Source organism: Brevundimonas bacteroides DSM 4726 (genome assembly GCF_000701445.1).
GTDB lineage: Bacteria > Pseudomonadota > Alphaproteobacteria > Caulobacterales > Caulobacteraceae > Brevundimonas > Brevundimonas bacteroides.
Map to the genome: position 1 here is coordinate 475,404 of NZ_JNIX01000007.1, position 19,933 is coordinate 495,336.

General features: G+C 67.8%; 25 protein-coding genes. 12 read left to right on the forward strand and 13 right to left on the reverse strand.

The window, feature by feature from the left end:
* Window positions 1–7: 7 nt before the first annotated feature.
* Window positions 8–1,795, reverse strand: coding sequence for an acyl-CoA dehydrogenase (locus Q333_RS0104660; protein ID WP_029415578.1), 1,788 nt, complete (start codon window positions 1,793–1,795; stop codon window positions 8–10).
* 118 nt (window positions 1,796–1,913) lie between these two features.
* Between Q333_RS0104660 and Q333_RS0104665 the strand changes: the two genes are divergently transcribed.
* From Q333_RS0104665 to Q333_RS0104680, 4 genes are read left to right on the forward strand one after another with little or no spacing between them, the layout of a single operon-like run.
* Window positions 1,914–2,459, forward strand: coding sequence for a cytochrome b (locus Q333_RS0104665; RefSeq protein ID WP_029415579.1), 546 nt, complete (start codon window positions 1,914–1,916; stop codon window positions 2,457–2,459).
* A complete protein-coding gene (locus Q333_RS0104670; RefSeq protein ID WP_029415580.1) occupies window positions 2,459–3,025 on the forward strand; it encodes a YceI family protein in 567 nt (188 codons plus the stop codon). The genes Q333_RS0104665 and Q333_RS0104670 overlap by 1 nt, the downstream gene beginning before the upstream one ends.
* Window positions 3,022–3,921, forward strand: a complete 900-nt coding sequence (locus tag Q333_RS0104675; RefSeq protein ID WP_029415581.1) for an L-threonylcarbamoyladenylate synthase — start codon at window positions 3,022–3,024, stop codon at window positions 3,919–3,921. The genes Q333_RS0104670 and Q333_RS0104675 overlap by 4 nt, the downstream gene beginning before the upstream one ends.
* Before the next feature lie 56 nt (window positions 3,922–3,977).
* A complete protein-coding gene (locus Q333_RS0104680; RefSeq protein WP_029415582.1) occupies window positions 3,978–4,490 on the forward strand; it encodes a hypothetical protein in 513 nt (170 codons plus the stop codon).
* 68 nt (window positions 4,491–4,558) lie between these two features.
* Here the strand turns inward: Q333_RS0104680 and Q333_RS0104685 are convergent, their stop codons facing one another.
* From Q333_RS0104685 to Q333_RS0104710, 6 genes are all read right to left on the reverse strand, one after another.
* Window positions 4,559–4,873 (reverse strand): retroviral-like aspartic protease family protein, encoded by a 315-nt coding sequence (locus tag Q333_RS0104685; protein ID WP_162175574.1) that lies wholly within the window; start codon window positions 4,871–4,873, stop codon window positions 4,559–4,561.
* A gap of 121 nt (window positions 4,874–4,994) precedes the next feature.
* The gene (locus Q333_RS0104690; RefSeq protein WP_029415584.1) at window positions 4,995–5,243 is read right to left on the reverse strand and encodes a hypothetical protein; all 249 of its coding nucleotides are present in this window, start codon (window positions 5,241–5,243) and stop codon (window positions 4,995–4,997) included.
* 111 nt (window positions 5,244–5,354) lie between these two features.
* Complete coding sequence (locus Q333_RS0104695) at window positions 5,355–6,434, reverse strand: patatin-like phospholipase family protein (RefSeq protein ID WP_029415585.1); 1,080 nt, start codon at window positions 6,432–6,434, stop codon at window positions 5,355–5,357.
* An 18-nt stretch (window positions 6,435–6,452) separates the two neighbouring features.
* Window positions 6,453–7,301 carry a 3-hydroxybutyrate dehydrogenase gene (locus Q333_RS0104700; protein WP_245591478.1) on the reverse strand — a complete coding sequence of 283 codons (849 nt, stop codon included), beginning with the start codon at window positions 7,299–7,301 and terminating at the stop codon, window positions 6,453–6,455.
* A 100-nt stretch (window positions 7,302–7,401) separates the two neighbouring features.
* Window positions 7,402–8,172 (reverse strand): peroxide stress protein YaaA, encoded by a 771-nt coding sequence (gene yaaA, locus Q333_RS0104705; protein WP_029415587.1) that lies wholly within the window; start codon window positions 8,170–8,172, stop codon window positions 7,402–7,404.
* Between the two features lie 74 nt (window positions 8,173–8,246).
* Window positions 8,247–9,653, reverse strand: coding sequence for an FAD-binding oxidoreductase (locus Q333_RS0104710; RefSeq protein WP_029415588.1), 1,407 nt, complete (start codon window positions 9,651–9,653; stop codon window positions 8,247–8,249).
* A gap of 59 nt (window positions 9,654–9,712) precedes the next feature.
* Between Q333_RS0104710 and Q333_RS0104715 the strand changes: the two genes are divergently transcribed.
* The 4 genes from Q333_RS0104715 (at window position 9,713) to Q333_RS0104730 (ending at window position 12,137) form a co-directional block, all read left to right on the forward strand.
* Window positions 9,713–10,150: an NUDIX hydrolase gene (locus tag Q333_RS0104715; RefSeq protein WP_029415589.1), complete on the forward strand. Its 438-nt coding sequence runs from the start codon at window positions 9,713–9,715 to the stop codon at window positions 10,148–10,150.
* Between the two features lie 50 nt (window positions 10,151–10,200).
* A complete protein-coding gene (locus Q333_RS0104720) occupies window positions 10,201–10,539 on the forward strand; it encodes a hypothetical protein (RefSeq protein ID WP_157072363.1) in 339 nt (112 codons plus the stop codon).
* A gap of 146 nt (window positions 10,540–10,685) precedes the next feature.
* Window positions 10,686–11,663: an SPFH domain-containing protein gene (locus tag Q333_RS0104725; RefSeq protein ID WP_029415591.1), complete on the forward strand. Its 978-nt coding sequence runs from the start codon at window positions 10,686–10,688 to the stop codon at window positions 11,661–11,663.
* Between the two features lie 12 nt (window positions 11,664–11,675).
* Window positions 11,676–12,137 (forward strand): NfeD family protein, encoded by a 462-nt coding sequence (locus Q333_RS0104730; RefSeq protein ID WP_029415592.1) that lies wholly within the window; start codon window positions 11,676–11,678, stop codon window positions 12,135–12,137.
* A gap of 9 nt (window positions 12,138–12,146) precedes the next feature.
* Here Q333_RS0104730 and Q333_RS0104735 read toward each other — a convergent pair whose 3' ends face one another.
* Window positions 12,147–12,731 carry a hypothetical protein gene (locus Q333_RS0104735; protein ID WP_029415593.1) on the reverse strand — a complete coding sequence of 195 codons (585 nt, stop codon included), beginning with the start codon at window positions 12,729–12,731 and terminating at the stop codon, window positions 12,147–12,149.
* Window positions 12,732–12,782: 51 nt separating this feature from the next.
* Window positions 12,783–13,226, reverse strand: a complete 444-nt coding sequence (rnhA, locus tag Q333_RS0104740) for a ribonuclease HI (protein WP_029415594.1) — start codon at window positions 13,224–13,226, stop codon at window positions 12,783–12,785.
* A gap of 102 nt (window positions 13,227–13,328) precedes the next feature.
* On the opposite strand from rnhA, the gene Q333_RS0104745 reads away from it, so the two are divergent.
* From Q333_RS0104745 to tatC, 3 genes are read left to right on the forward strand one after another with little or no spacing between them, the layout of a single operon-like run.
* Window positions 13,329–13,544 carry a twin-arginine translocase TatA/TatE family subunit gene (locus Q333_RS0104745; protein WP_029415595.1) on the forward strand — a complete coding sequence of 72 codons (216 nt, stop codon included), beginning with the start codon at window positions 13,329–13,331 and terminating at the stop codon, window positions 13,542–13,544.
* Between the two features lie 26 nt (window positions 13,545–13,570).
* Window positions 13,571–14,200: a Sec-independent protein translocase protein TatB gene (gene tatB, locus Q333_RS0104750; protein WP_029415596.1), complete on the forward strand. Its 630-nt coding sequence runs from the start codon at window positions 13,571–13,573 to the stop codon at window positions 14,198–14,200.
* A 47-nt stretch (window positions 14,201–14,247) separates the two neighbouring features.
* Window positions 14,248–15,078 (forward strand): twin-arginine translocase subunit TatC, encoded by an 831-nt coding sequence (tatC, locus tag Q333_RS0104755; protein ID WP_051651132.1) that lies wholly within the window; start codon window positions 14,248–14,250, stop codon window positions 15,076–15,078.
* Here the strand turns inward: tatC and Q333_RS0104760 are convergent.
* The 3 genes from Q333_RS0104760 to Q333_RS0104770 form a co-directional block, all read right to left on the reverse strand.
* A complete protein-coding gene (locus tag Q333_RS0104760; RefSeq protein WP_029415598.1) occupies window positions 15,075–15,848 on the reverse strand; it encodes a class I SAM-dependent methyltransferase in 774 nt (257 codons plus the stop codon). The two genes, tatC and Q333_RS0104760, sit on opposite strands and share 4 nt — an antisense overlap.
* A gap of 82 nt (window positions 15,849–15,930) precedes the next feature.
* A complete protein-coding gene (gene glnA, locus Q333_RS0104765; RefSeq protein WP_029415599.1) occupies window positions 15,931–17,337 on the reverse strand; it encodes a type I glutamate--ammonia ligase in 1,407 nt (468 codons plus the stop codon).
* 53 nt (window positions 17,338–17,390) lie between these two features.
* Window positions 17,391–17,729 carry a P-II family nitrogen regulator gene (locus Q333_RS0104770; protein WP_029415603.1) on the reverse strand — a complete coding sequence of 113 codons (339 nt, stop codon included), beginning with the start codon at window positions 17,727–17,729 and terminating at the stop codon, window positions 17,391–17,393.
* 129 nt (window positions 17,730–17,858) lie between these two features.
* Here Q333_RS0104770 and Q333_RS0104775 point away from each other — a divergent pair, with 129 nt between their 5' ends.
* Window positions 17,859–18,683 (forward strand): NAD(P)H-hydrate dehydratase, encoded by an 825-nt coding sequence (locus Q333_RS0104775; protein WP_035293709.1) that lies wholly within the window; start codon window positions 17,859–17,861, stop codon window positions 18,681–18,683.
* A gap of 34 nt (window positions 18,684–18,717) precedes the next feature.
* Here Q333_RS0104775 and Q333_RS0104780 read toward each other — a convergent pair whose 3' ends face one another.
* On the reverse strand, window positions 18,718–19,164 hold the full coding sequence (locus Q333_RS0104780; RefSeq protein ID WP_162175575.1) for a YciI family protein: 447 nt from the start codon (window positions 19,162–19,164) through the stop codon (window positions 18,718–18,720).
* Between the last annotated feature and the right edge of the window lie 769 nt (window positions 19,165–19,933).

A 19,933-nucleotide genomic window follows, 5' to 3' on the forward strand; every position in this document is an offset into this window, starting at 1 on the left:
GGAAAGCTCACGCCGCCCCCAGCGCTTCCTTCGTCATTCGTTGCAGCAGCGCCCCACCCTGGCCCACGGCCGCCAGCCGGCTCGAGGCGTGACCCAGCACGTTCGCCGCATAGACCTCGTACAGCGCGATCTTGCCTTCCAGCCACGCCGGGTCACCATCCCCCGCCGCCAGCTTCGCCTTGGCCGCCAGCGCCCCCTTGGCCAGCATCCAGCCGCCGATCACATCGCCCATCAGCCGCAGATAGGGGTCCGCCGCCGCAAGCACGTCGGCCGCCGCGTCCGCATCGGCCTTCCGGTCCAGCAGCCACAGCGTCGCGTCCTGCGCCGCCTCGATCGCGGCGGAGAACCGCTCCACCGGCTTGCCGGAATACAGCGCCGTCAGCTCCTTCAGCGTCGCCGCCATCTCGGCGATGATGGCCCGCGCCGACGCCCCGCCGTCCTGGCTCAGCTTGCGCCCCACCAGGTCCATCGCCTGGATGCCATTGGTGCCCTCGTAGATCGGGGCGATGCGGGCGTCGCGATAGAACTGGGCCGCGCCGGTCTCCTCAACGAAGCCCATGCCGCCGTGAATCTGCACGCCCTGCGAGGCCACCTCGACGCCGATGTCGGTCGACCAGGCCTTGGCGATGGGGGTCAGCAGGTCCTCGCGCCCCTTCCACAGCCGGCGCTCCTCCTCGGTCCCGGCATGCTTCGCCAGATCCGCCGCGACGCCGCAGGACAGGCAGATGGCCCGCGCCGCCTCGATCTTCGCCTTCATGACCGACAGGGTCCGGCGCACGTCCGGATGGTCGAAGATCGGCGCGCCCGCCTCGCCGGTCCACACCGAGCGCCCCTGACGCCGCTCCAGCGCATAGGCCAGGGCGTGCTGATAGGCCCGCTCGGCGATGCCCACGCCTTCGACGCCAACGGCCAGTCTCGCCGCGTTCATCATCACGAACATGTGCGACAGGCCTTCGTTCGGCCGCCCGACCAGCTCGGCCCGGGCCCCCTCATAGGCCATGACGCAGGTCGGAGAGGCGTGGATGCCCAGCTTGTGCTCGATGCCGACGGGCCGGAAGCTGTTGCGGTCGCCCAGCGAGCCGTCCGCCTTCACCTCATACTTGTTGGCCAGGAACAGGCTGATGCCCTTGGGCCCCGGCGGGGCGTCGGGCAGCCGGGCCAGCACCATGTGGACGATGTTGTCCGTGGCGTCGTGATCGCCCCAGGTGATGTAGATCTTCTGCCCCGTCAGGCTGTAGGTCCCGTCGCCGTTCGGCACGGCGATGGCCGTCAGCGCGCCGAGGTCCGATCCGGCCTGCGGCTCGGTCAGGCACATGGCTCCGGTCCATTCGCCCGACACCAGACGTGGCAGATAGGCGGCCTTCTGATGCTCCGTCCCGTGCGCCTCCAGCGCCTCGATGGCCGCCAGCGAAAGCATGGGACACAGGCCGAACGCCATGTTCGCCGAATGCACCGTCTCGTATGCCGCCAGTTCCAGCGCCTTGGGCAGGCCCTGACCGCCTGAGTGCGCCGGCGCCGCCAGCCCCGTCCAGCCGCCCTCGGCGAACTGGCGATAGGCGTCGGCGAATCCCGGCGCGGCCGTCACCGCGCCGTTGGCATAGGTCGCGCCGGCCAGATCGCCCGGCCGGTTCAGCGGCGCCAGCACCTCTTCGGAAAACGACCCGGCAGCCTCCAGCACCGCGCCCATGACGTCGGCGTCGTAGTCGGGGAAGGCCCCGGTGGCGACGAGCGCGTCGATCCCGGCGACGGCGGTGAGGGAGAAGGCGATGTCACGGACGGGCGCGCGATAGGTCATGGACGGTCCTTGGGTGTCGTTGCCCCTTTCTGCCGCCATGCCGTGACGGCAGGCAAGGCTTGGCCCGGCACGGCTTCTGGGCCAAGCTGTCGCGGTCGCTTTCGACACGGGGTGCATCATGGCCGAACCGCGCAACCGCTATTCCACGGTCTCGCTCCTGTTCCACTGGGGCATCGCGGCGGCCGTGCTGGCCCAGGTCCTTCTGATCACGGCGCACGAGGCCAATGAGGGCACTCGCACCTTCATCAGCGCGCACAAGGCGCTCGGCCTGACGATCCTGGTCGTGACCCTGGCCCGAATCGGCTGGCGTCTGATGAACCCGGCGCTTCCGCTGCCGCCGGGCACGCCGGGCTGGCAGAGGATCGGCGCGCGGGCGACCCACGTCGGCTTCTACGTCCTTCTGATCGGCCTGCCGCTGGGCGGCTGGGCGGCGTCCAGCGCGGCCGGGCGCGACATCGACTTTTTCGGCCTGTTTAACTGGCCGCTGCTGCCCCTGCCGCAGAGCCGCGAGCTGGCCGGCCAGTTCATGGACGCGCACGAGGCGGGGGTGAAGGTGCTCTACGTCCTCCTGGCGCTGCATGTGCTCGGCGCGCTCAAGCATCATTTCGTCGACCGGGACAATGTGCTGCACCGGATGATCCCGCTGATCCCCCGGCGTCCGTGATGTTCCGGGCCGTCGCAGCGATCCTGATCGGCGTCGGCCTGACGCTCGGGCTCGCGGCGCGAGCGGACGTCCAGCCCTGGGCCGTCGTGCCGTCCGAATCCTCTATCGCCATGCGCGTCGGCTCGCCGCTGGGTCAGCGGTCCGGGCGTTTCGAGCGCTGGACCGGCGACATCCGCTTCGACCCGCAAGCGCCGGAAGAGACAGAGGTCTCCATCGCGGTCGAGGCCGCATCCCTGCGCATGGACGACGGGGCCCTGACCCGCACCGCGCTGGGCCCGTCCTTCCTCGACACTGCCCGCCATCCGCGGATCGTGTTTCGGCTCCGATCGCTGGAGCCAACTGGCGCCCAGCGGTTCCAGGCCCAGGCCGACATCACCATGAAGGGCGTGACCCGACCCGTCAGCTTCCCCGTGACCTTGCGCAGCGACGGGCGGACGGCGCAGATGACGGGCGGCTTCTCGCTGGATCGGGCGGCCTTTGGCATCGGGACGCGCGGACCTTGGAACGGCATACTGGCACGGCAGGTGAGGGTGGACGTCGTCCTGGCGACCCGTCCGGCGAGCTGAGCGCCGCCGTTGCCGCCCTGCGTTCGGGCGACCTGCTGATCCTTCCGACCGAGACCGTCTATGGCCTCGCCGCCGACGCCGCCAATGCCCAGGCCGTGGCCAGGATCTTCGAGGCCAAGGGCAGACCCCGCTTCAACCCCCTGATTGCCCACGTCGAGGACGCCGTCGCCGCCGAGCGCATCGCGGTGTTCGACGACGCCGCCCGACGCCTGGCCGAGGCCTTCTGGCCCGGCCCCCTGACGATCGTCGCGCCCCATCGCGCGGGCGTGTCGGACCTCGCCCGCGCGGGTCTGGACAGCGTCGCCGTCCGCGTGCCCGGCCACGCCCGCGCCCGCGCGGTGCTCGCGGCCTTCGGCGGCCCCGTCGTCGCCCCCTCCGCCAATCGCTCAGGCCGCCCCAGCCCGACGACATACGCGGACGCGATGGAGGAGACCGGAACCTTCGCCTCCGCCAGCCTGGATGGCGGCCCCTGCGCCGTGGGGCTGGAGAGCACCGTCGTCTCGGTGCTGGGCGGCGGGGTCTCCCTGCTCCGCCCCGGCTCGGTCACCCGCGCCGAGATCGAGGCCGTCGTCGGCCCCCTGACCGAGAGCCTTGAGGGCCACCGCTCCCCCGGCCGCCTGACCCGCCACTACGCCCCCCGCGCCCCCCTGCGCCTGAACGCCGAGACCGCCCGAGACGGCGAAATCCTGCTGGGCTTCGGGCCAGGTGTGGGTGAGACGCGCTGGAGCCTCAGCCCGACCGGCGATCTGCGCGAGGCGGCGGCGAATCTGTTCCGCATGCTGCGCGAGGCGGATCGGGAGGAGCCGGTCGGGATCGTGGTCGCGGCGGTGCCGGAAGAGGGGCTGGGCGAGGCGATCAATGACCGGCTGAGGCGCGCGGCGGGGTTTGTGGGGTAGTCACGGCGTCTGGCGCTTGCGAACGTGGACAGTCGCTGGAACGGAAGGCTCGGATTATGGCTTCGCTCACTTGGACGGCAGGGTATTCAGCGGCCGAGCTCGAACGAGCTCAATCCCGCTTCGAGTTGTCGTTTCCGCCCGACCTGATCGAACTGCTGCTTGATCGCCGTCCGGTCGGCGGCACCGACTGGAATGACGACCAGATGGTTCGTGCCCAGTTGGCTTGGCCGTTCGAAGGTCTGCTGTTCGACGTAGAGCAGAATGGGCTCTGGTGGTCAGAGTGGGGAGATCGACCGAATGGAGCCGTAGAACGAGCCGAAGTCCTAAAAGGCGTCGTTCACCGGGCGCCGACGCTGATCCCCATTCTTGGCCACCGATACATTCCCGCAAGCCCTAGTGAGGCCGGAAATCCGGTCTTCTCGGTCTACCAGTCGGACATCATCCACTACGGCGCGGATCTTCTCGACTACTTCAATCGGGAAGAGAGGGGTTGGGCCGCGGAGCGTTGGCCACTGAACATTCGCGAAATCGAGTTCTGGTCCGAAATGGTCCGGCGCAACAACAGCTAACTTGGCGTCCGACCCACGGTCTCCATAGCTCCCCCAAGCAATTGTCGAGGCAGCCAGAGCGGCGGACATCAATCGATCTGCACCTCACCGGTCTTGCCGTCGTAGGTGAGCCGGTGCTGCCGCAGGAAGCTGCGCCCGAGGATGATCGAGTGCCAGGACTCGGCCTCCAGCAACTTGACCCCGGTGAAGGGCTGGAACAGCAGCCGCCCCAGGTCGGGAACCCAGAGGCGCGCCGTGTAGATGTAGGCGCGATGCTTCCCGCCCACTCCGCTGATCTCGCCCTCGTCGGTGATGGGCAGCCCGAGCTTGCGGGCCAGCTCGTCATCGATGCATTCGCCGCCAGCCCCCGTATCGATCAGGGCCCGCAGCTTCTTGTGCGGCAAGTCGGGCGCGGCTCCGGGTGCCCCCTTCGATTTGAGTCCGATCTCGACCAGAAAAGTGGGCCCCAGCCTGACCAAAAGGTCCGCTGCTGTCTCTCCATTTGTGCCGCGCTTGAAGCCGGCCTTAGCCGAGATAGTGAGCCGGGGTGAAGATCATCCCGCCCGGCAGGGAAACCTGTTCCGCGCCGACCTGCCGGATCAAGTATGGCCCGTCGTCGAACGTCTCGATCGCCATCGTCGCCGCGTCTTCGAAGGCGGTGAACACGCCCGCCAAAACGCCGTCATGGAAGACGACCCACTCGTTGGCGTGCTTCTCCTCCAGGTCAGCCCGCATCCGCTCAAAGGCGGAGATATCCTTCTTCAGAACGGCCATGCGTGATTCCTCAGACGGCAAGGGGAACATGCAAAGTCAGAACGCCCAAACGGTTACTGAGGCTGGGCCGAGTCGCGCTGTGGAAAGTTAACGGGGCCGATCGCCGCGACCTCACCCAAATCGCGCCTGCAAATCCACGCTCGACGTCCGACCGACGCTGTCCGCGCAGCTCCCCAGCCACTCGTCCGCCGCTGCCCGCCCGCGCGCCTTCAGGTCGTTCAGGAAGGTCCATTCGGTGTTGAACTTGGACCCCAGCGACAGGTCGCCCAGCCAGCCGTCGGCCTCGATGGCGTGCATCAGGATGTTGCGGTAGCGGTCGCGCTCTGACGGCATCAGCCGGCCCTCCTGGATCAGCTCCTGCACGAAGGCGACGGCGCGCAGCTCGGCCACCAGCGGCGCGTTGAAGACCACCTCGTTCAGCCGGTCGACGATGTCGCCCGCCGCCCGGGGCGCCTCGGCCCGTTCGAAGGCGTTGAGCGTGATCAGCAGGATGTCGTCGGGCGTATCCTCGTAGAACAGCGGCCACAGCGGCGGATTGGCCAGATAGCCGCCGTCCCAATAGGGTTCGCCCTCGATCTCCACCGCCTGGAACAGGTGCGGCAGGCAGGCCGAGGCGAGCAGCACCTGATCGGTGATTTCCTCGGACCGGAACACTCGCGACTTGGCGTGGCGAACCGCCGTCGCCGCCACGAACAGCTTGATCTCGGAGGTCCGCACCGCCTCGAAATCGATCGCGGCGTCCAGAACGCGCTTGAGAGGATTGAGGTTGAACGGATTGAATTCATACGGCGACATCGACAGCGCCAGCGTCTCACCGGCCCGCCAGAACGCCGTGTCCTTCAGCCAGCCGGGCGTCAGCGCATTGGACCAGATCGATGAGTCGCCGAACACGTTCTTGCCGCCCGACTGATTGGTCTCGCGCCACAGCTTGTCCAGCGCCGCCCGGCCGCCTTCCGGCCCACCCTTGGCCAGCCCCGACACCAGCGCCGCCCCGTTCATCGCCCCCGCCGACGACGCCGTCACCGCCCGGATGTCGAGCGCATCGGCCTCCAGCAGCCGATCCAGCACCCCCCACTGAAACGCCCCATGCGCCCCGCCGCCTTGCAGCGCCAGGCAGATGGGTCTGCGTCCGGTCGGCGTCTCCGGAGCCGCCCCGGCCTCTGCTCTCGGCTTTCGCTTGAACAGCGCCATGGCGGCTCGCCTTCGTCGCTACTGCGCGGTCCAGCCGCCGTCGATGGAGAAGCTGGCCCCGTTGGCCGAGGCCCCCAGGTCCGACACCAGATAGAGGAAGATCCCCGCCAGCTGGTCCGTGGTCACGAATTGCTTCGTCGGCTGGGCCTCCAGGATCACGTCGGTGATGACCTTTTCCTTGGAGATGCCGCGCGCCTTGGCCTGGTCGGCGATCTGGGCCTGAACGAGCGGCGTCTCGACATAGCCGGGGCAGATGGCGTTGCAGGTGATGCCGTCGCGCGCGACCTCCAGAGCGACCGTCTTGGTGAAGCCGATTACCCCATGCTTGGCCGCGACATAGGCCGACTTGAACGGGCTGGCGACCAGGCCGTGCGCCGAGGCGATGTTGACGATCCGGCCGCGCCCCTGCGCCTTCATGATCGGGATCGCCGCTCGCGTGGCGTAGAAGGTCGAGGACAGGTTGATGGCGATGATCTGCTCCCACTTCTCGGACGGGAACCGCTCAACCGCCTCGACGTGCTGGACGCCGGCGTTGTTCACTAGGATGTCCAGCCGCCCCAGCTGGTGCTTGGCGTAGGCGACCATGTCGGCCACTTCGTCGCCCTTCAGCATGTTCGCTGCATGATAGCGCACCCTTACGCCGCAACTGGCCTCCAGCTCCGCGCGGGTCCGCTCGATCTCCGAGGGATCGCCCAGACCGTTCAGCACCACGTCGCCGCCCCGCGCCGCCACCGCCCGCGCCAAAGCGAGGCCGATGCCTGACGTCGAGCCCGAGATGACCGCCACCTGGCCCTTCAGGTCATTGGGATCACGATAGACGGGCCGCTCGGTCTCGCCGCCGTCCTTCTTGCCGGGCCACTGGAACATGGGTCTGTCGTCCGCTTCGTTTCTTGCCGACGCCAAACAAAGCGCCGGGGTCAGGGTTCATGCGACCCTAGCCGTTCGAGGTTGCGAAGGCGACAGGCGCTCAGGAATTTCCCGACCGGATGAATATCCAGTCCGTCTCGGTCGACGCCGCCTTGTCGAAGCCATAGCCGTCGCGATCGAACGCCTTCAGGTCCTCGGCCCGGTCGATCCGTTGCTTGATCACGAAGCGGGCCATCGTACCTCGCGCCTTCTTGGCGAAGAACGAAATGATCCGGCTCTCGCCGTCCTTCGCCTCGCGGAAGTGGCAGGTGACCACGGGGATCTTCAGCGCCCTGGCATCGACCGCGCCGAAGTATTCCTGGCTGGCCAGGTTCACCAGCGTCGGATCGGCATGTCCCTCGGCGTCGGCGTTCAGCTGCTTGGACAGCCGGTCGCCCCAGAAGTCATAGAGGCTCGATCCCCGCCGCGTCTTCAGCCGCGTTCCCATCTCCAGCCGATAGGGCTGGATGCGATCCAGCGGCCGCAGCACGCCATACAGCCCCGACAGGATTCGCACCCGGTCCTGCGCGAACTTCAGCGCATCCGCATCCAGCGTCCGCGCATCCAGCCCCTGATAGACATCGCCCGCGAAGGCGAAGGCGGCGGGCGTCCCGTCGGTCGCCTCCGGATCGAAGGCCTGAAACCGCTCCCGATTCAGCCGCGCCAGATCGTCCGAGATGCCCATCAGGCGGCGCAGATCGGCCTTGGTCTGGCGCTTGGCCGTCTTCGCCAGACTGGCCGTGTCATCGGTCAGGCGGGGCAGGGTGGCCTCGACCGCGACCGGCGGCTCGGAAAAGTCCAGCCGCTTGGCCGGAGACAGGACGATCAGCAAGGCGGGAGGCTCCTTCGCGTTCCGGAGCGTCCTCTAGGCCGCTTCGACGACGGTTTGAACCCGGGCGCGACGATCTAGAACAGCACCGCCGGGTTCATGATCCGCTTCGGATCGATCGCCCCCCGGATCGCCCGCATCGTCTCGATCTCCAGCGCAGACTTGTAGCGTCGCGCCTCCTCGGTCTTCAGCCGACCCAGCCCGTGTTCGGCCGAGATCGACCCATCGTACTTCGCCACGATGTCGTGTACGACCTGCGATCCCGCCTCCCAGCGACCCAGGAACGCCTTCAGGTCCCCACTCGGCGGGCACAGGATGTCGTAGTGCATATTGCCGTCGCCGACGTGGCCGAAGGCGCTGACCCGCGCGCCGGGCTCGAACCGTTCCACCGCCGCCGTGGCCTCATCCAGGAAGTCGGCGATGCGACTGACGGGCACCGACACGTCGTGCTTCCAGCCGCCGCCCTCGGGCTTCTGCGCCGCCGACTGCTCCTCGCGCAGCTTCCAGAAATCCCGCGCCTGCGTCTCGTTCTGGGCGATGGCGGCGTCCGTGATCAGCCCGTCCTCGAACGCCGAGGCCAGGATGCGCTCCATCCCGGCCTCCGCCGCGCCGGGCTCGCCTGACGTCAGCTCGATCAGGACATACCAGGGCTGCGCCGTCTCCAGCGGCTCGCGCACGCCCGGCACATGGCGGATGGCGAACTCCACGCCGATCCGCTTCATCAACTCGAACGCCTCGACGCCTCCGCCGGTCTCGGCCTTGGCGTTGGCCAGCAGCTGGATCGCGGCGTGAGCCGTCTCCAGCCCCACGACCGCCGTCGCCCGGCTTCGCATGATCGGGAACAGCTTTAACGTCGCCGCCGTGACGACGCCCAGCGTCCCCTCCGCCCCGATGAGCAGCTGCTTCAGGTCATAGCCGGTGTTGTCCTTCCTCAGCCGCTTGAGGCCGTTGAACACCTGTCCGTCTGGCATGACCGCCTCGATGCCCAAAACGAGGTCGCGCATCATGCCATAGCGCAGCACCGCCGTGCCGCCTGCGTTGGTCGAGATCACGCCTCCGATCGTCGCCGTCCCCTCGGCCGCCAGGCTGAGCGGAAAGAACCGTCCCGCCGCCGCCGCCGCCTGCTGCGCCTCCAGCAAGGTCACGCCCGCCTCGACCGTCATGGCGTCGTCCAGCGGCGTCACGTCCCGCACGACGCGCAGCCGCCGCGTCGAAAGCAGCACCTCGCCATAGGGAATCTGCCCCCCGACCAGCCCGGTGTCCCCACCTTGAGGCACGATGGCGACGCCATGCCGGGCGCAGATCGACACGGCCTGCGCCACCTCGGCCGTCGAGCCCGGCTTCAGCATCAGCGGCGTATGCCCCTGCCATTTGTTGCGCCATTCCGTCAGCCACGGCGCGATCTCGACCGGGTCTTCGGTCCAGCCGAAGGGACCGAGCGCGGCTTGCAGTTCTGCGATGGCGGAGGGGGGAGGGGAGGCCATCACCGTTTTTCTCAAAGCCTCGCCATCCGCGCCAGTCCAAAGCGACTAGTCTGCATGCAATGAGCGAATCGCTGCCCGCGCCTGTTCCTGCTGTAGGCGTCGTCTGTCTTCGGGCAGACGAGGTACTGCTGATCCGCCGGGCTGCCCCGCCGCGCCTTGGGGAATGGAGCCTGCCCGGCGGACGTGTCGAGCCCGGCGAGACTGTGCGTGCCGCCGCCATCAGGGAGCTACGCGAGGAGACGGGCGTCGAGGCACGCCTGCTCGGCCTGATCGATGTGGTCGATGGCATCTTTCCTGACGCGGGACGTCACTACGTCCTGATCGATTTCGTCGCCGAATGGGTGAGTGGGGAGCCGATCGCTGGCGATGATGCTGCCGAAGCCGCGTTCGTTCCGGCCGACGAGGCCCTCAGGCGGGTGCGGTGGTCCGAGACCCGCCGCGTCATCCAGCGCGCGGTCAGCTTTGGTCAGCTTGGAGACCGGCCGAATCTGGCCTAACGACGCACGCTTGCCCACCGCAATCCTGCATCGGGCATGGGGGAAAGACCTTGATTAAACAGTTCATTACTGCATCCGTTCTCGGCATGGCCATGCTGGCGTCGTCGGCCGGAGCCCAGACCGATCCGATCAACTTCACGCTGACGAACGACACCGAGTACACGCTCACTCACCTCTACATCTCCCTGCCGTCGACGGATGAGTGGGAAGAAGACATCTTCGGCGACGACGTTCTGGCCCCGGGCGAGACGTTCAACATCTCGATCGACGATGGTCTGGACGAATGCGTCTATGACATCCGTGCCGATTTTGAGGATGGCGACTCCATCCAGATCGCCGAGGTGGACTTCTGCGAACTCGACGGTTCGGACCTCGTCGTCAGCGAGTAGTCTGCGACTGACTGACGCGGTCCCTGGGCCCGACGGCCGTCCCGACCCGGGACGGCCGTTTTCGTTTCGAGGATCGGCTGCCCGTGTCCGGTTTCTGTGGCGCGGACCCCCCGCTCCCGCTACCGTTGTCAGGCAGGAGGAATTCCATGACCTATTTCGTGCTCGCGCTGGTGATCTTCGCCATCGTGTTCCTGTTCAGCCTGGTCAAGATCGTGCCCCAGGGCAAAGAGATGACCGTCGAACGGTTCGGCAAGTACACCCGCACGCTCAAGCCCGGCATCAGCCTGCTGACGCCCTTCGTCGAGCGCATCGGCCGACGCATGAACATGATGGAGCAGGTCCTCGATGTGCCTCAGCAAGAGGTCATCACCAAGGACAACGCCATGGTGAAGGTCGACGCCATCGTCTTCATCCAGGTGATGGACGCCGCCAACGCCGCCTACCGGGTCGAGAACCTGGAATACGCCATCACCCAGCTGTGCTCGACCAATCTGCGCACCGTGGTCGGCTCTATGGATCTGGACGAGGTGCTGTTCCAGCGCGACGCCATCAACTCGCGGCTGCTCAACACCATCGACGCGGCCACCGAGCCGTGGGGTGTCAAGGTCAACCGCATCGAGATCAAGGACCTGACGCCGCCGGCCGACATCACCAACGCCATGGCCCGTCAGATGAAGGCCGAGCGCGAGCGTCGCGCCGTCATCACCGAGGCCGACGGCGAGAAGCAGGCCGCCATCGCCCGCGCCGAGGGGGCCAAGCAGGCCGCCATCCTTGAGGCCGAAGGCCGCCGCGAGGCCGCTTTCCGCGACGCCGAGGCCCGCGAGCGCGAAGCCGAGGCCGAGGCCAAGGCCACCGCCATGGTCTCCGAAGCCATCGCCCGCGGCGACGTCAACGCCATCAACTACTTCGTGGCCCAGCGCTACGTGGACGCCTTCGCCGAACTGGCCCGCAACCCCACCCAGAAGACCGTGATCGTGCCTGCCGAGATGGGCGGCCTGGTCGGCACCATCGCCGGCATCGGCGAACTGGTCGGTCTGGCCAGGGACCAGCAGTCGCCGCCCTCGCGGCCTGCTCCACCGCCGCCCGCGCCGCGTCCGCGCGGCAGCGCGGTCCCCACGACCTGAGGAGGACGGACGATGGACGCGGTTCTCGACATCTACGCCAGCCAGCCCTTCTGGATCTGGCTCGCTATCGGGGTGCTGCTGCTGGCGGTAGAGGCGGCCCTGTCCACCGAGTGGCTCTTGTGGCCGGCGGTTGCGGCCGGCGTCGTCGCTGTCCTAACGGCGCTCGGCCTCGATCTGGGCTTCGCTGGCGAGGTGGGGCTGTTCGCCATCCTGACGGTCGTGGCGACCCTGTTTTCGCGCCGCCTGATCCAGCGCGTGAACCCTGACGACAAGCCCGACGTCAACGATCGCGAGGCTCGGCTGATCGGTCAGCGTGCGCGCGTTGTCGAGACCTTCGTGGATGGGCGGGGTCGCGTGTTCGTCTCGGGCGCGGAATGGGCCGCCGAGATGGACGGCGTTGCCGCAGAGGCTGGAGACAGCGTGATCGTCGAGAGCCTGAACGGGCCGTCGCTCCGGGTGAAGCGCGCGACCTGATCGTCGTCGTCAGATGCCGGCCGTCGCCGAGACATGGTCCCGGCAGGCGGCAGCTGCAGCGTTCAGGGCGTCGGCCTCCTCGTTGGACAGGCGTTCCAGGTCCGCCCGGATTTCCGGCGTCAGCGCCTCCGCCTCCATGGCGTCAACCTGGCGGTTCGCGATTTCCGTTCGTTTCTCGGTCGCGACATAGGCGAGGTCGCTGACCTCGTCGGGGAAGATCATCGTCATCTGCAGGTACTGGCGATAGATCGCCGTCGACAGGACCGCGCCAGCTTCCCAGCGGGTGTTCAGCTCTTCCCAGGCCGCGTCGTCCAGCTGACCTTCGATAAGCCCGGATGTCTTCGCCCCTTCATCCGCAGCCTGAGCGGTCAGTTCGCTGAACTGCATACAGACCGCGAGCTGGCTCTCGAAGATCTTCTGGCGCGCGGCGGTTCGAGAGACGTCGAGGGCCTGCACCGCCGTGAACATGGAGGCCGCGGCCACGATCAGGGCCGAGATCGCTGACAGCGAAGCGAGGGTTCCCTCGATGGAGACCCGCTGGGTCTTGCCCTCTGTTTCAGGCGGCGGAGGGGGAACAGCGTTGCCATCAATCACCGTTCGACCAGACCTCATGCCGGACGGGTTGGCAATCCCTCCGCCCGTCACTCAATCGCTCGCCAGCACCTCATCGACCCCCAGGTTGGCCAGGGCATCGGCTCGCTCGTTCAGTTCATGGCCGGCGTGACCCTTGACCCAGTGCCACTTGACGTCATGCCGCGCCCGGGCGGCGTCGAGCCGCTTCCACAGGTCGTCGTTCTTGACCGGCTTCTTGTCCGCCGTCTTCCAGCCCCGCGCCTTCCAGCCGTGAATCCAGCCGGTGATGCCGTCCATCACATATTTGCTGTCGGTGTGCAGATCGACGCGGCAGGGCCGGTTCAGCGCCTCCAGCGCCATGATCGCCGCCGTCAGCTCCATGCGGTTGTTCGTCGTCAGCCGCTCGCCGCCATGCAGTTCCTTGGCCTTGCCGCCCGACTGCAGGATCGCCCCCCAGCCTCCGGGCCCCGGATTGCCGCGACAGGCGCCGTCGGTGTGGATGATGACGTGACTCATTTGCGCGGGCTTACAGCTTCCCTTGGCGCGTCGCCATCCGGTGGACTATAGGGTCGTCAGGTTTGATGCGGGCCGATCCGGCCTGTTCGAGGAGAGTTCGCCGTGGGCGCAATGAGCATCTGGCACTGGGCCATCGTCATCGTCGTGGTGGCGTTGCTGTTCGGCGGGCGGGGCAAGCTGTCCGGCCTGATGGGCGACGCCGCCAAGGGCATCCGCGCCTTCCGCGACGGCCTCAAGGACGACGGCAAGGACGGCCCGGCCGAGGGCGTCTCCAGCCTGCCCCGCACCGAGGCGGAAAAGGACGAGCTGAAGCGCTGAGCCCCAGGGCGGAAAGAGCCTGACGCATGGGCGGCCTCGGCCCCGGGATCGGGGGTCTCGAATACCTCATCATCGCCGTCGTCGCCCTGATCGTCGTCGGCCCCGAACGCCTGCCCGCCATGCTGCGCCAGCTGGGCAAATGGGTCGCGCAGATGCGGCGCATGGCCAATGAATTCCGCTCCAGCTTCGACGAAATGGCCCGCCAGTCCGAGCTCGACGAACTGAGGAAAGAGGTCGAGGCGCTCCGCAGCGGCCAGACTGTCGCCGGCCAGGGCCTGGTCCGTCTCGGCGCTGAGGCGGACGCCGCCTTCAAGGACATCAAGTCCGAGCTCGACAAGCCCGCGATCGCGCCGCCGCCGCCCGTGACGCTGAACAGCCCCGAGTTCCCCGAGTCCGCCATGACGCCGCTGCCCGCCGACTACGCCGCGCCGGTCGCGGCGATGCCGTCGGCGGCCGCGACGGAGGCGACGCCCGCCGCAGCCGCACCCAAGCCCCGGAAGCCCCGCACGGCGAAGGCTGAGTCCACGCCTCCCGCCGCAAAGACCTCCGCCAAGGTCGCGACCAAGTCGCCTGCGGGAAGCAGAGCCACGGCCAAGGCTGAACCCGTCGCCGCGCCACGTCCCCGCGCGCCCCGCAAGCCCAGGGCCGTCTCGTGACGATCGACCGCGACGAGGCCGAGATCGAGGCGTCGCGCGCGCCTCTGATGGATCACCTGATCGAGCTGCGCGGCCGACTGATCTGGTGCGTGGCGGCGTTCGCCGTCGCCTTTATCGTCTGCTTCTTCTTCGCCGGGCCGATCTACGTCTTCCTGGTCAAGCCGTTCGTGGCGGCCAATGCGCTCCACGCCGCCGGTGATGGCCACAACGTCTCGCCCATTCTGCTGATCCAGGCGACGGCGGGCCTTGTCCCCACGCCCGCGGTGACGGGTGAGGGGGCCCAGCTGATCTATACGGCGCCGCTGGAAATCCTCTTCACCAAGATGAAGCTCGCCGGGCTCGGCGCCGTCTTTCTGGCCTTCCCCGTGCTGGCGTTCCAGCTCTGGCGCTTCGTGGCGCCCGGCCTCTATCGCAACGAGAAGGGGGCCTTCCTGCCCTTCCTGATCGCCTCGCCCCTGTTGTTCGTGCTGGGGGCGGCGCTCGTCTACTACGTCATGCTGCCGTTCGTGATGTTCTTCTCCCTGAGCCAGCAGATCAGCTCCGAGAGCGTCGCCGTCGCCCTCCTGCCCAAGGTGTCGGAGTATCTGAACCTGGTCACCGCCCTGGTCCTCGCCTTCGGCCTCTGCTTCCAGCTGCCGGTGGTCATGACCCTGTTGGGCATGGCCGGTCTTATCTCCTCCAAGCTGATGAGCGAGGGCCGCCGCTACGCCATCGTCGCCGTCGTGGTGCTTGCCGCCATCGTGACGCCGCCCGACCCCATCAGCCAGCTGATGCTCGCCGTGCCCCTGGTGATCCTCTACGAGATCTCCATCTGGTGCGTCCGCCTCATCGAATTGCGCCGCAAGCGCGAGGACGAGGCCGAGGGCCTGCCCGCCTAATCGCGCCGCAGCAGCAGCACGATCTGCTCGGTCTGCAAGGCCTCACGATCGTAAGCGGTCAGCAGCTCCGCCGGCGGCTCCCGATCCGTCCGATCGATCTGGCGGCGCAGCACGCTGTATCCCGCCGCCGTCAGCCGCCGCTCGAAATCCGGCGCCGTGAACCGGTTCAGCCGCAGGAACAGCTTCCAGTGCAGTTCCCGCTGCCGCGCGTTCAGCGCCGAGGCGTCCAGATCCTCGCGCACCTCGCTCAGCTCTCGGGTCAGGTGCTGCCAGTCCGTGTACCCCAGCGCCCAGAAATGCGACCCCTCCGGGCTGAAGAACAGCGGCGACACCTGCATGAACAGCAAGCCGCCCGGCTTCAGCCGCGTCTTCAGCCGCGCCATCACCGCGTCGAACTGGTTTCTCTGAATGTGCTCGAACACCGACCAGCTGACGATCAGGTCAAACCCGTCCTCGTCCCCGACCTCGCCCAGCGCCACCTCGCGGAACGACAGGTTCGGCGGCGGCGCCAGCCCGACCCGCTCCAGAACGCCCGGCAGCCCCGACGGCTGATCCGTGACCTCGACCCCGATCACCCGTGCCGACGGCTCGGCGAACGCCAGCCCCGCCGCCAGTTCCCCCAGCCCGCAGCCGAAATCCATGATCTTGCGCCCGGCCAGACCGCCGTGTGGTCTCACCCACTCGGCGATGATCCCCGGCAGGGTCACCAGCTTCTGACGCAGGTCGGCCGGCGCGGTCTCGGCCAGGGATCGGAAACGGTCGGCGTCCATCCGCCTTAGCTGCCGGAGCCCTGCCCAAAAGGAAAGGGCCGGGCGTCGCCGCCCGGCCCCTCCATCGCGATCCGTCGCCGGATCAGCAGCTGTAGTACATGTCGAACTCGACCGGGTGCGGGTGCAGCTGCAGGCGCATTACCTCTTCCATCTTCAGCTCGATGTAGCTGTCGATGAAGTCGTCATCCATGACGCCGCCCTTCTTGAGGAAGGCGCGGTCCTTGTCCAGGGCCTCCAGCGCCTCCTTCAGGCTGCCGCAGACCTCGGGGATGTTGCCGCGCTCTTCGGGCGGCAGGTCGTACAGGTTCTTGTCGGCCGGAGCGCCCGGATCGATGCGGTTCTCGATGCCGTCCAGACCCGCCATCAGCAGGGCCACGAACGTCAGATAGGGGTTGCCCATCGGATCGGGGAAGCGCGCCTCGATGCGCTTGGCCTTGGGCGACGACACCCACGGAATCCGGATCGAGGCCGAGCGGTTGCGCGACGAATAGGCCAGCTTCACCGGCGCCTCATAGCCCGGCACCAGACGCTTGTAGGAGTTGGTGGTAGAGTTGGCGAAGGCGTTGATGGCCTTGGCGTGCTTGATGATCCCGCCGATGTACCACAGGCAATAGTCCGACAGGCCCGCGTACTTGTCGCCCGCGAACAGGGGCTTGCCGTCGCGCCAGATCGACTGGTGGACGTGCATGCCCGAGCCGTTGTCGGCGAACATCGGCTTGGCCATGAAGGTCGCTGTCTTGCCGTAGGCCGCCGCCACATTGTGGATGACGTACTTATAGAGCTGCAGCCGGTCGGCCATGGTCAGCAGGTCCGAGAACTTCAGCCCCAGCTCGTGCTGCGCCGGCGCCACCTCGTGGTGGTGCTTTTCGGGCTGCAGGCCCAGGTCGCGCATGACGCCCAGCATCTCGCCGCGCAGGTCCTGACCCGAGTCGACCGGGTTGACCGGGAAATAGCCGCCCTTGGGCCCCGGGCGGTGGCCCATGTTGCCCTCGGTGTATTCCGCGCCCGTGTTGGCCGGCAGCTCGGTCGAGTCATAGGAATAGCCGGTGTCGTGCGGGGCGGTGTTCCAGCGCACGTCGTCGAAGATGAAGAACTCCGCTTCCGGCCCGAAATAGACCGCGTCGCCCACGCCCGAGGACTGGACATAGGCCAGCGCCTTCTTGGCCATCGACCGGCTGTCGCGGTTGTAGGGCTCGCCCGTGTCCGGGTTCATCACGTCGCAGAACAGGAACAGCGTCGTCTGCTGATAGAAGGGGTCGATGTAGGCCGTGGTCAGGTCCGGCTTCAGCAACATGTCGGACTCATTGATCGCCTTCCAGCCGGCGATGGACGAGCCGTCGAACATGGTGCCTTCTTCCAGGAAGTCCTCGTCGACCAGGTCCACGTCGAAGGTGACGTGCTGCAGCTTGCCCCGCGTGTCGGTGAACCGGACGTCGACGTATTTCACGTCCTTGTCCTTGATCTCCTGCAGGATTTTCTTGGCGCTCATGAGTGATGATCCTTTTCGCGTTTCTTCTGGGGAGGAAGGCTGACTGAACTCGGTTACACCGCCTGCGCGCCGGTCTCGCCGGTGCGGATGCGGATGACATCGTCGACGGTCGAGACGAAGATCTTTCCGTCGCCGATCTTGCCGGTGCGGGCGGCGGTCTGGATGGCCTCGACCACGGCGGGGGCCAGGTCGTCGGCGACCACCACCTCGATCTTGATCTTGGGCAGGAAGTCGATGACGTATTCCGCGCCGCGATACAGCTCGGAATGGCCCTTCTGGCGGCCGTATCCCTTGGCCTCAAGCACCGTCATGCCCTGCACGCCGATGTCCTGGAGCGCCTCTTTGACGTCGTCCAGCTTGAACGGCTTGATGACGGCTTCGATCTTCTTCATGGGCGCCCCGAGGCCGCGCGGGTCCGGCCCATCGCCGGTGCGCACGCTCGGGAAAGCAAAGGACACCGCATCGCACAATATGGCAAGGGGCGGATCACGATTTCAGACGTTCCGGGCGCGGAGGACCTGATGGCCGAGACCAACGACCCGTCCCTGTGGCGCGATCGCCTGCCGTGGCCGGACGCGGCCAGCCACAAGCATTCGCGCGGACGTCTGGGCGTGGTGTCGGGCGGCCCGCTGAACACCGGCGCGGCCCGGCTGGCGGCGCGCGCGGGTCTGCGGGTCGGGGCGGGGCTGGTCAAGGTGCTGTGCCCGCCCGCCGCCGCTTCGATCGTCGCCGGGGCGATGGAGGCCGTCATGGTTGAGGTCTTCACCTCGCCGGAGAGCCTGGAAGGCTTGGCCGAGGCGATGGACGCCGTCGTCATCGGCCCGGCGGCCGGTTTGAACGAGGCGACGGTGCAGAACCTCGCCGCGCTCGCGCGCACTGGCGCGGCGCTGGTCGTGGACGCCGACGCCCTGACGATTTTCAAGGGGAGGGGCGTCGACCTGTTCGCCAGCCTCGACCGCGACGACGTGCTCACGCCGCACGAGGGCGAGTTCGAGCGCGTCTTCCCCGGTCTACTGGCGAAGGGACGGGAGGCCGCCGCCGCCACGGCCGCCCGTCTGGCCGGCGCCCACATCGTGCTCAAGGGCGCCGAGACGATCATCGCAGCCCCGGACGGCCGCACCCGGATCAACCCGAACGGCTCGCCCTGGCTGGCGACGGCGGGCAGCGGTGATGTGCTTGCGGGCCTTATCGGCGGTCTCGCCGCCCAGGGCATGCCGACCTTCGAGGCCGCCAGCGCCGCCGTCTGGATGCATGCAGACGCCGCCGAGCGGTTCGGGCCAGGTCTGATCGCGGAGGATCTGCCGGGGATCATCCCGGCGGTGCTGAAGGCGCTTCGCGACGGCTGACCCGGCGGACGGCCTGTCCGCCGGGTCGCTCCGGTCAGCGCGCCATCATGTTCGACATCGGAATGTCGAGCACCGGCCGGACTTCGATGCGTGCGGTGGAGGCCGCCGGCACGTGCGCGGCCCAGGCCTCGGCCTCGGCGCGGTCGGCCACGTCGATGACGAACCATCCGCTCAGCGCCTCCGCGCCACCCTCGACGGCGGCCGAAATCGTGCGCCCATCACGCACCGACACGGTGCTGCCCAGCGCCGGTTCGCCCAGCGGACCGCCGCCCCGCACGATGCCCGCCGCGCGCATCTCTTCGCCCAGGGCGGCGAACCCGCCCCAATAGGCCTCGGCCTTCGCCGGATCATTGCGGGCGGCGAAGTCGGCGGGCGTCTCATAGACGAACAGGGCGAACTGTTCGGCCGACGCCGGCGTGGCCGTGCCCAGCAGGGCGACGACGAAGGCGACGGGGGCGGACAGCAGGGTTAGGCGGGTCATGGCGGTCTCCGAGGTTCGAGCAACGCGGAAGGTCGCGTTGCCAGAGAGACGCGCGGGCAGGGGCGGGATCGACAGGGCCATGGGAATTCCCTCTCCCAGAGGGAGAGGGCTTGAGCGCACGGCGGCGAAGCCGTCGTCCTTGCGCGAAAGGGTGAGGGGTTATGCCCTCACCGGCTCGCGCAGTAGCCCCTCACCCTTTCGGTTGGCGGATCGCTGCGCTCTCCGAACCTCAAGCCCTCTCCCTCTGGGAGAGGGAGACACGCGGTTTTTCTCAATCATCCAACGACGCCCGGATTTCGCTAGCAAAAACAACGTCGCTTGCGTTTGAGACGCTCTGAACGCGCCCGCATATCCGGGTGTGTTACCCTCCCCCTCGGTTCCGTCGCTTGGGAAGGGCGCAAGGCCTTGCGAGCTTGCTGCGGCGGGAGCGGTTGGAGCGGGAGCTCCCGAGGTCCAACGACCGGAGGCCGTGAAGAGCGGTCATTCGGCGTCCGGATCAAGGGGGTGGCGTGGGTTCACTGTCAGGAGCGAGGGTCTCGGGCTCAAGTAGCCTGGAACCGCGTTCCAGGCGGTAGCCCACCAAAAAGGCGGCGAGCAGAAGACTCGCCGCGTTCAGGGGATCGGCTTTCGCAAGCACGCCGACCTTCCCGCCGGAGGCGTCAGTAGCGGCAAGGCTCTAACAGGGCCGTTGGTCCCCGGGCAGTCGCGCGGGAACGACGCGGGGCCGTCCGCTTCCGATCAGACCAATCGCGCGGAGCAGTCGTCTTTC

Excerpts from the sequence above, each read along its gene's own strand:
- Q333_RS0104660 (WP_029415578.1), bottom strand. The coding sequence starts at position 1,795 with ATGACCTATCGCGCGCCCGTCCGTGACATCGCCTTCTCCCTCACCGCC.
- Q333_RS0104665 (WP_029415579.1), top strand. The coding sequence starts at position 1,914 with ATGGCCGAACCGCGCAACCGCTATTCCACGGTCTCGCTCCTGTTCCAC.
- Q333_RS0104670 (WP_029415580.1), top strand. The coding sequence starts at position 2,459 with ATGTTCCGGGCCGTCGCAGCGATCCTGATCGGCGTCGGCCTGACGCTC.
- Q333_RS0104680 (WP_029415582.1), top strand. The coding sequence starts at position 3,978 with ATGGCTTCGCTCACTTGGACGGCAGGGTATTCAGCGGCCGAGCTCGAA.
- Q333_RS0104690 (WP_029415584.1), bottom strand. The coding sequence starts at position 5,243 with ATGGCCGTTCTGAAGAAGGATATCTCCGCCTTTGAGCGGATGCGGGCT.
- Q333_RS0104695 (WP_029415585.1), bottom strand. The coding sequence starts at position 6,434 with ATGGCGCTGTTCAAGCGAAAGCCGAGAGCAGAGGCCGGGGCGGCTCCG.
- Q333_RS0104700 (WP_245591478.1), bottom strand. The coding sequence starts at position 7,301 with ATGTTCCAGTGGCCCGGCAAGAAGGACGGCGGCGAGACCGAGCGGCCC.
- Q333_RS0104710 (WP_029415588.1), bottom strand. The coding sequence starts at position 9,653 with ATGGCCTCCCCTCCCCCCTCCGCCATCGCAGAACTGCAAGCCGCGCTC.
- Q333_RS0104715 (WP_029415589.1), top strand. The coding sequence starts at position 9,713 with ATGAGCGAATCGCTGCCCGCGCCTGTTCCTGCTGTAGGCGTCGTCTGT.
- Q333_RS0104725 (WP_029415591.1), top strand. The coding sequence starts at position 10,686 with ATGACCTATTTCGTGCTCGCGCTGGTGATCTTCGCCATCGTGTTCCTG.
- Q333_RS0104730 (WP_029415592.1), top strand. The coding sequence starts at position 11,676 with ATGGACGCGGTTCTCGACATCTACGCCAGCCAGCCCTTCTGGATCTGG.
- rnhA (WP_029415594.1), bottom strand. The coding sequence starts at position 13,226 with ATGAGTCACGTCATCATCCACACCGACGGCGCCTGTCGCGGCAATCCG.
- tatB (WP_029415596.1), top strand. The coding sequence starts at position 13,571 with ATGGGCGGCCTCGGCCCCGGGATCGGGGGTCTCGAATACCTCATCATC.
- tatC (WP_051651132.1), top strand. The coding sequence starts at position 14,248 with ATGGATCACCTGATCGAGCTGCGCGGCCGACTGATCTGGTGCGTGGCG.
- Q333_RS0104760 (WP_029415598.1), bottom strand. The coding sequence starts at position 15,848 with ATGGACGCCGACCGTTTCCGATCCCTGGCCGAGACCGCGCCGGCCGAC.
- glnA (WP_029415599.1), bottom strand. The coding sequence starts at position 17,337 with ATGAGCGCCAAGAAAATCCTGCAGGAGATCAAGGACAAGGACGTGAAA.
- Q333_RS0104770 (WP_029415603.1), bottom strand. The coding sequence starts at position 17,729 with ATGAAGAAGATCGAAGCCGTCATCAAGCCGTTCAAGCTGGACGACGTC.
- Q333_RS0104775 (WP_035293709.1), top strand. The coding sequence starts at position 17,859 with ATGGCCGAGACCAACGACCCGTCCCTGTGGCGCGATCGCCTGCCGTGG.
- Q333_RS0104780 (WP_162175575.1), bottom strand. The coding sequence starts at position 19,164 with ATGACCCGCCTAACCCTGCTGTCCGCCCCCGTCGCCTTCGTCGTCGCC.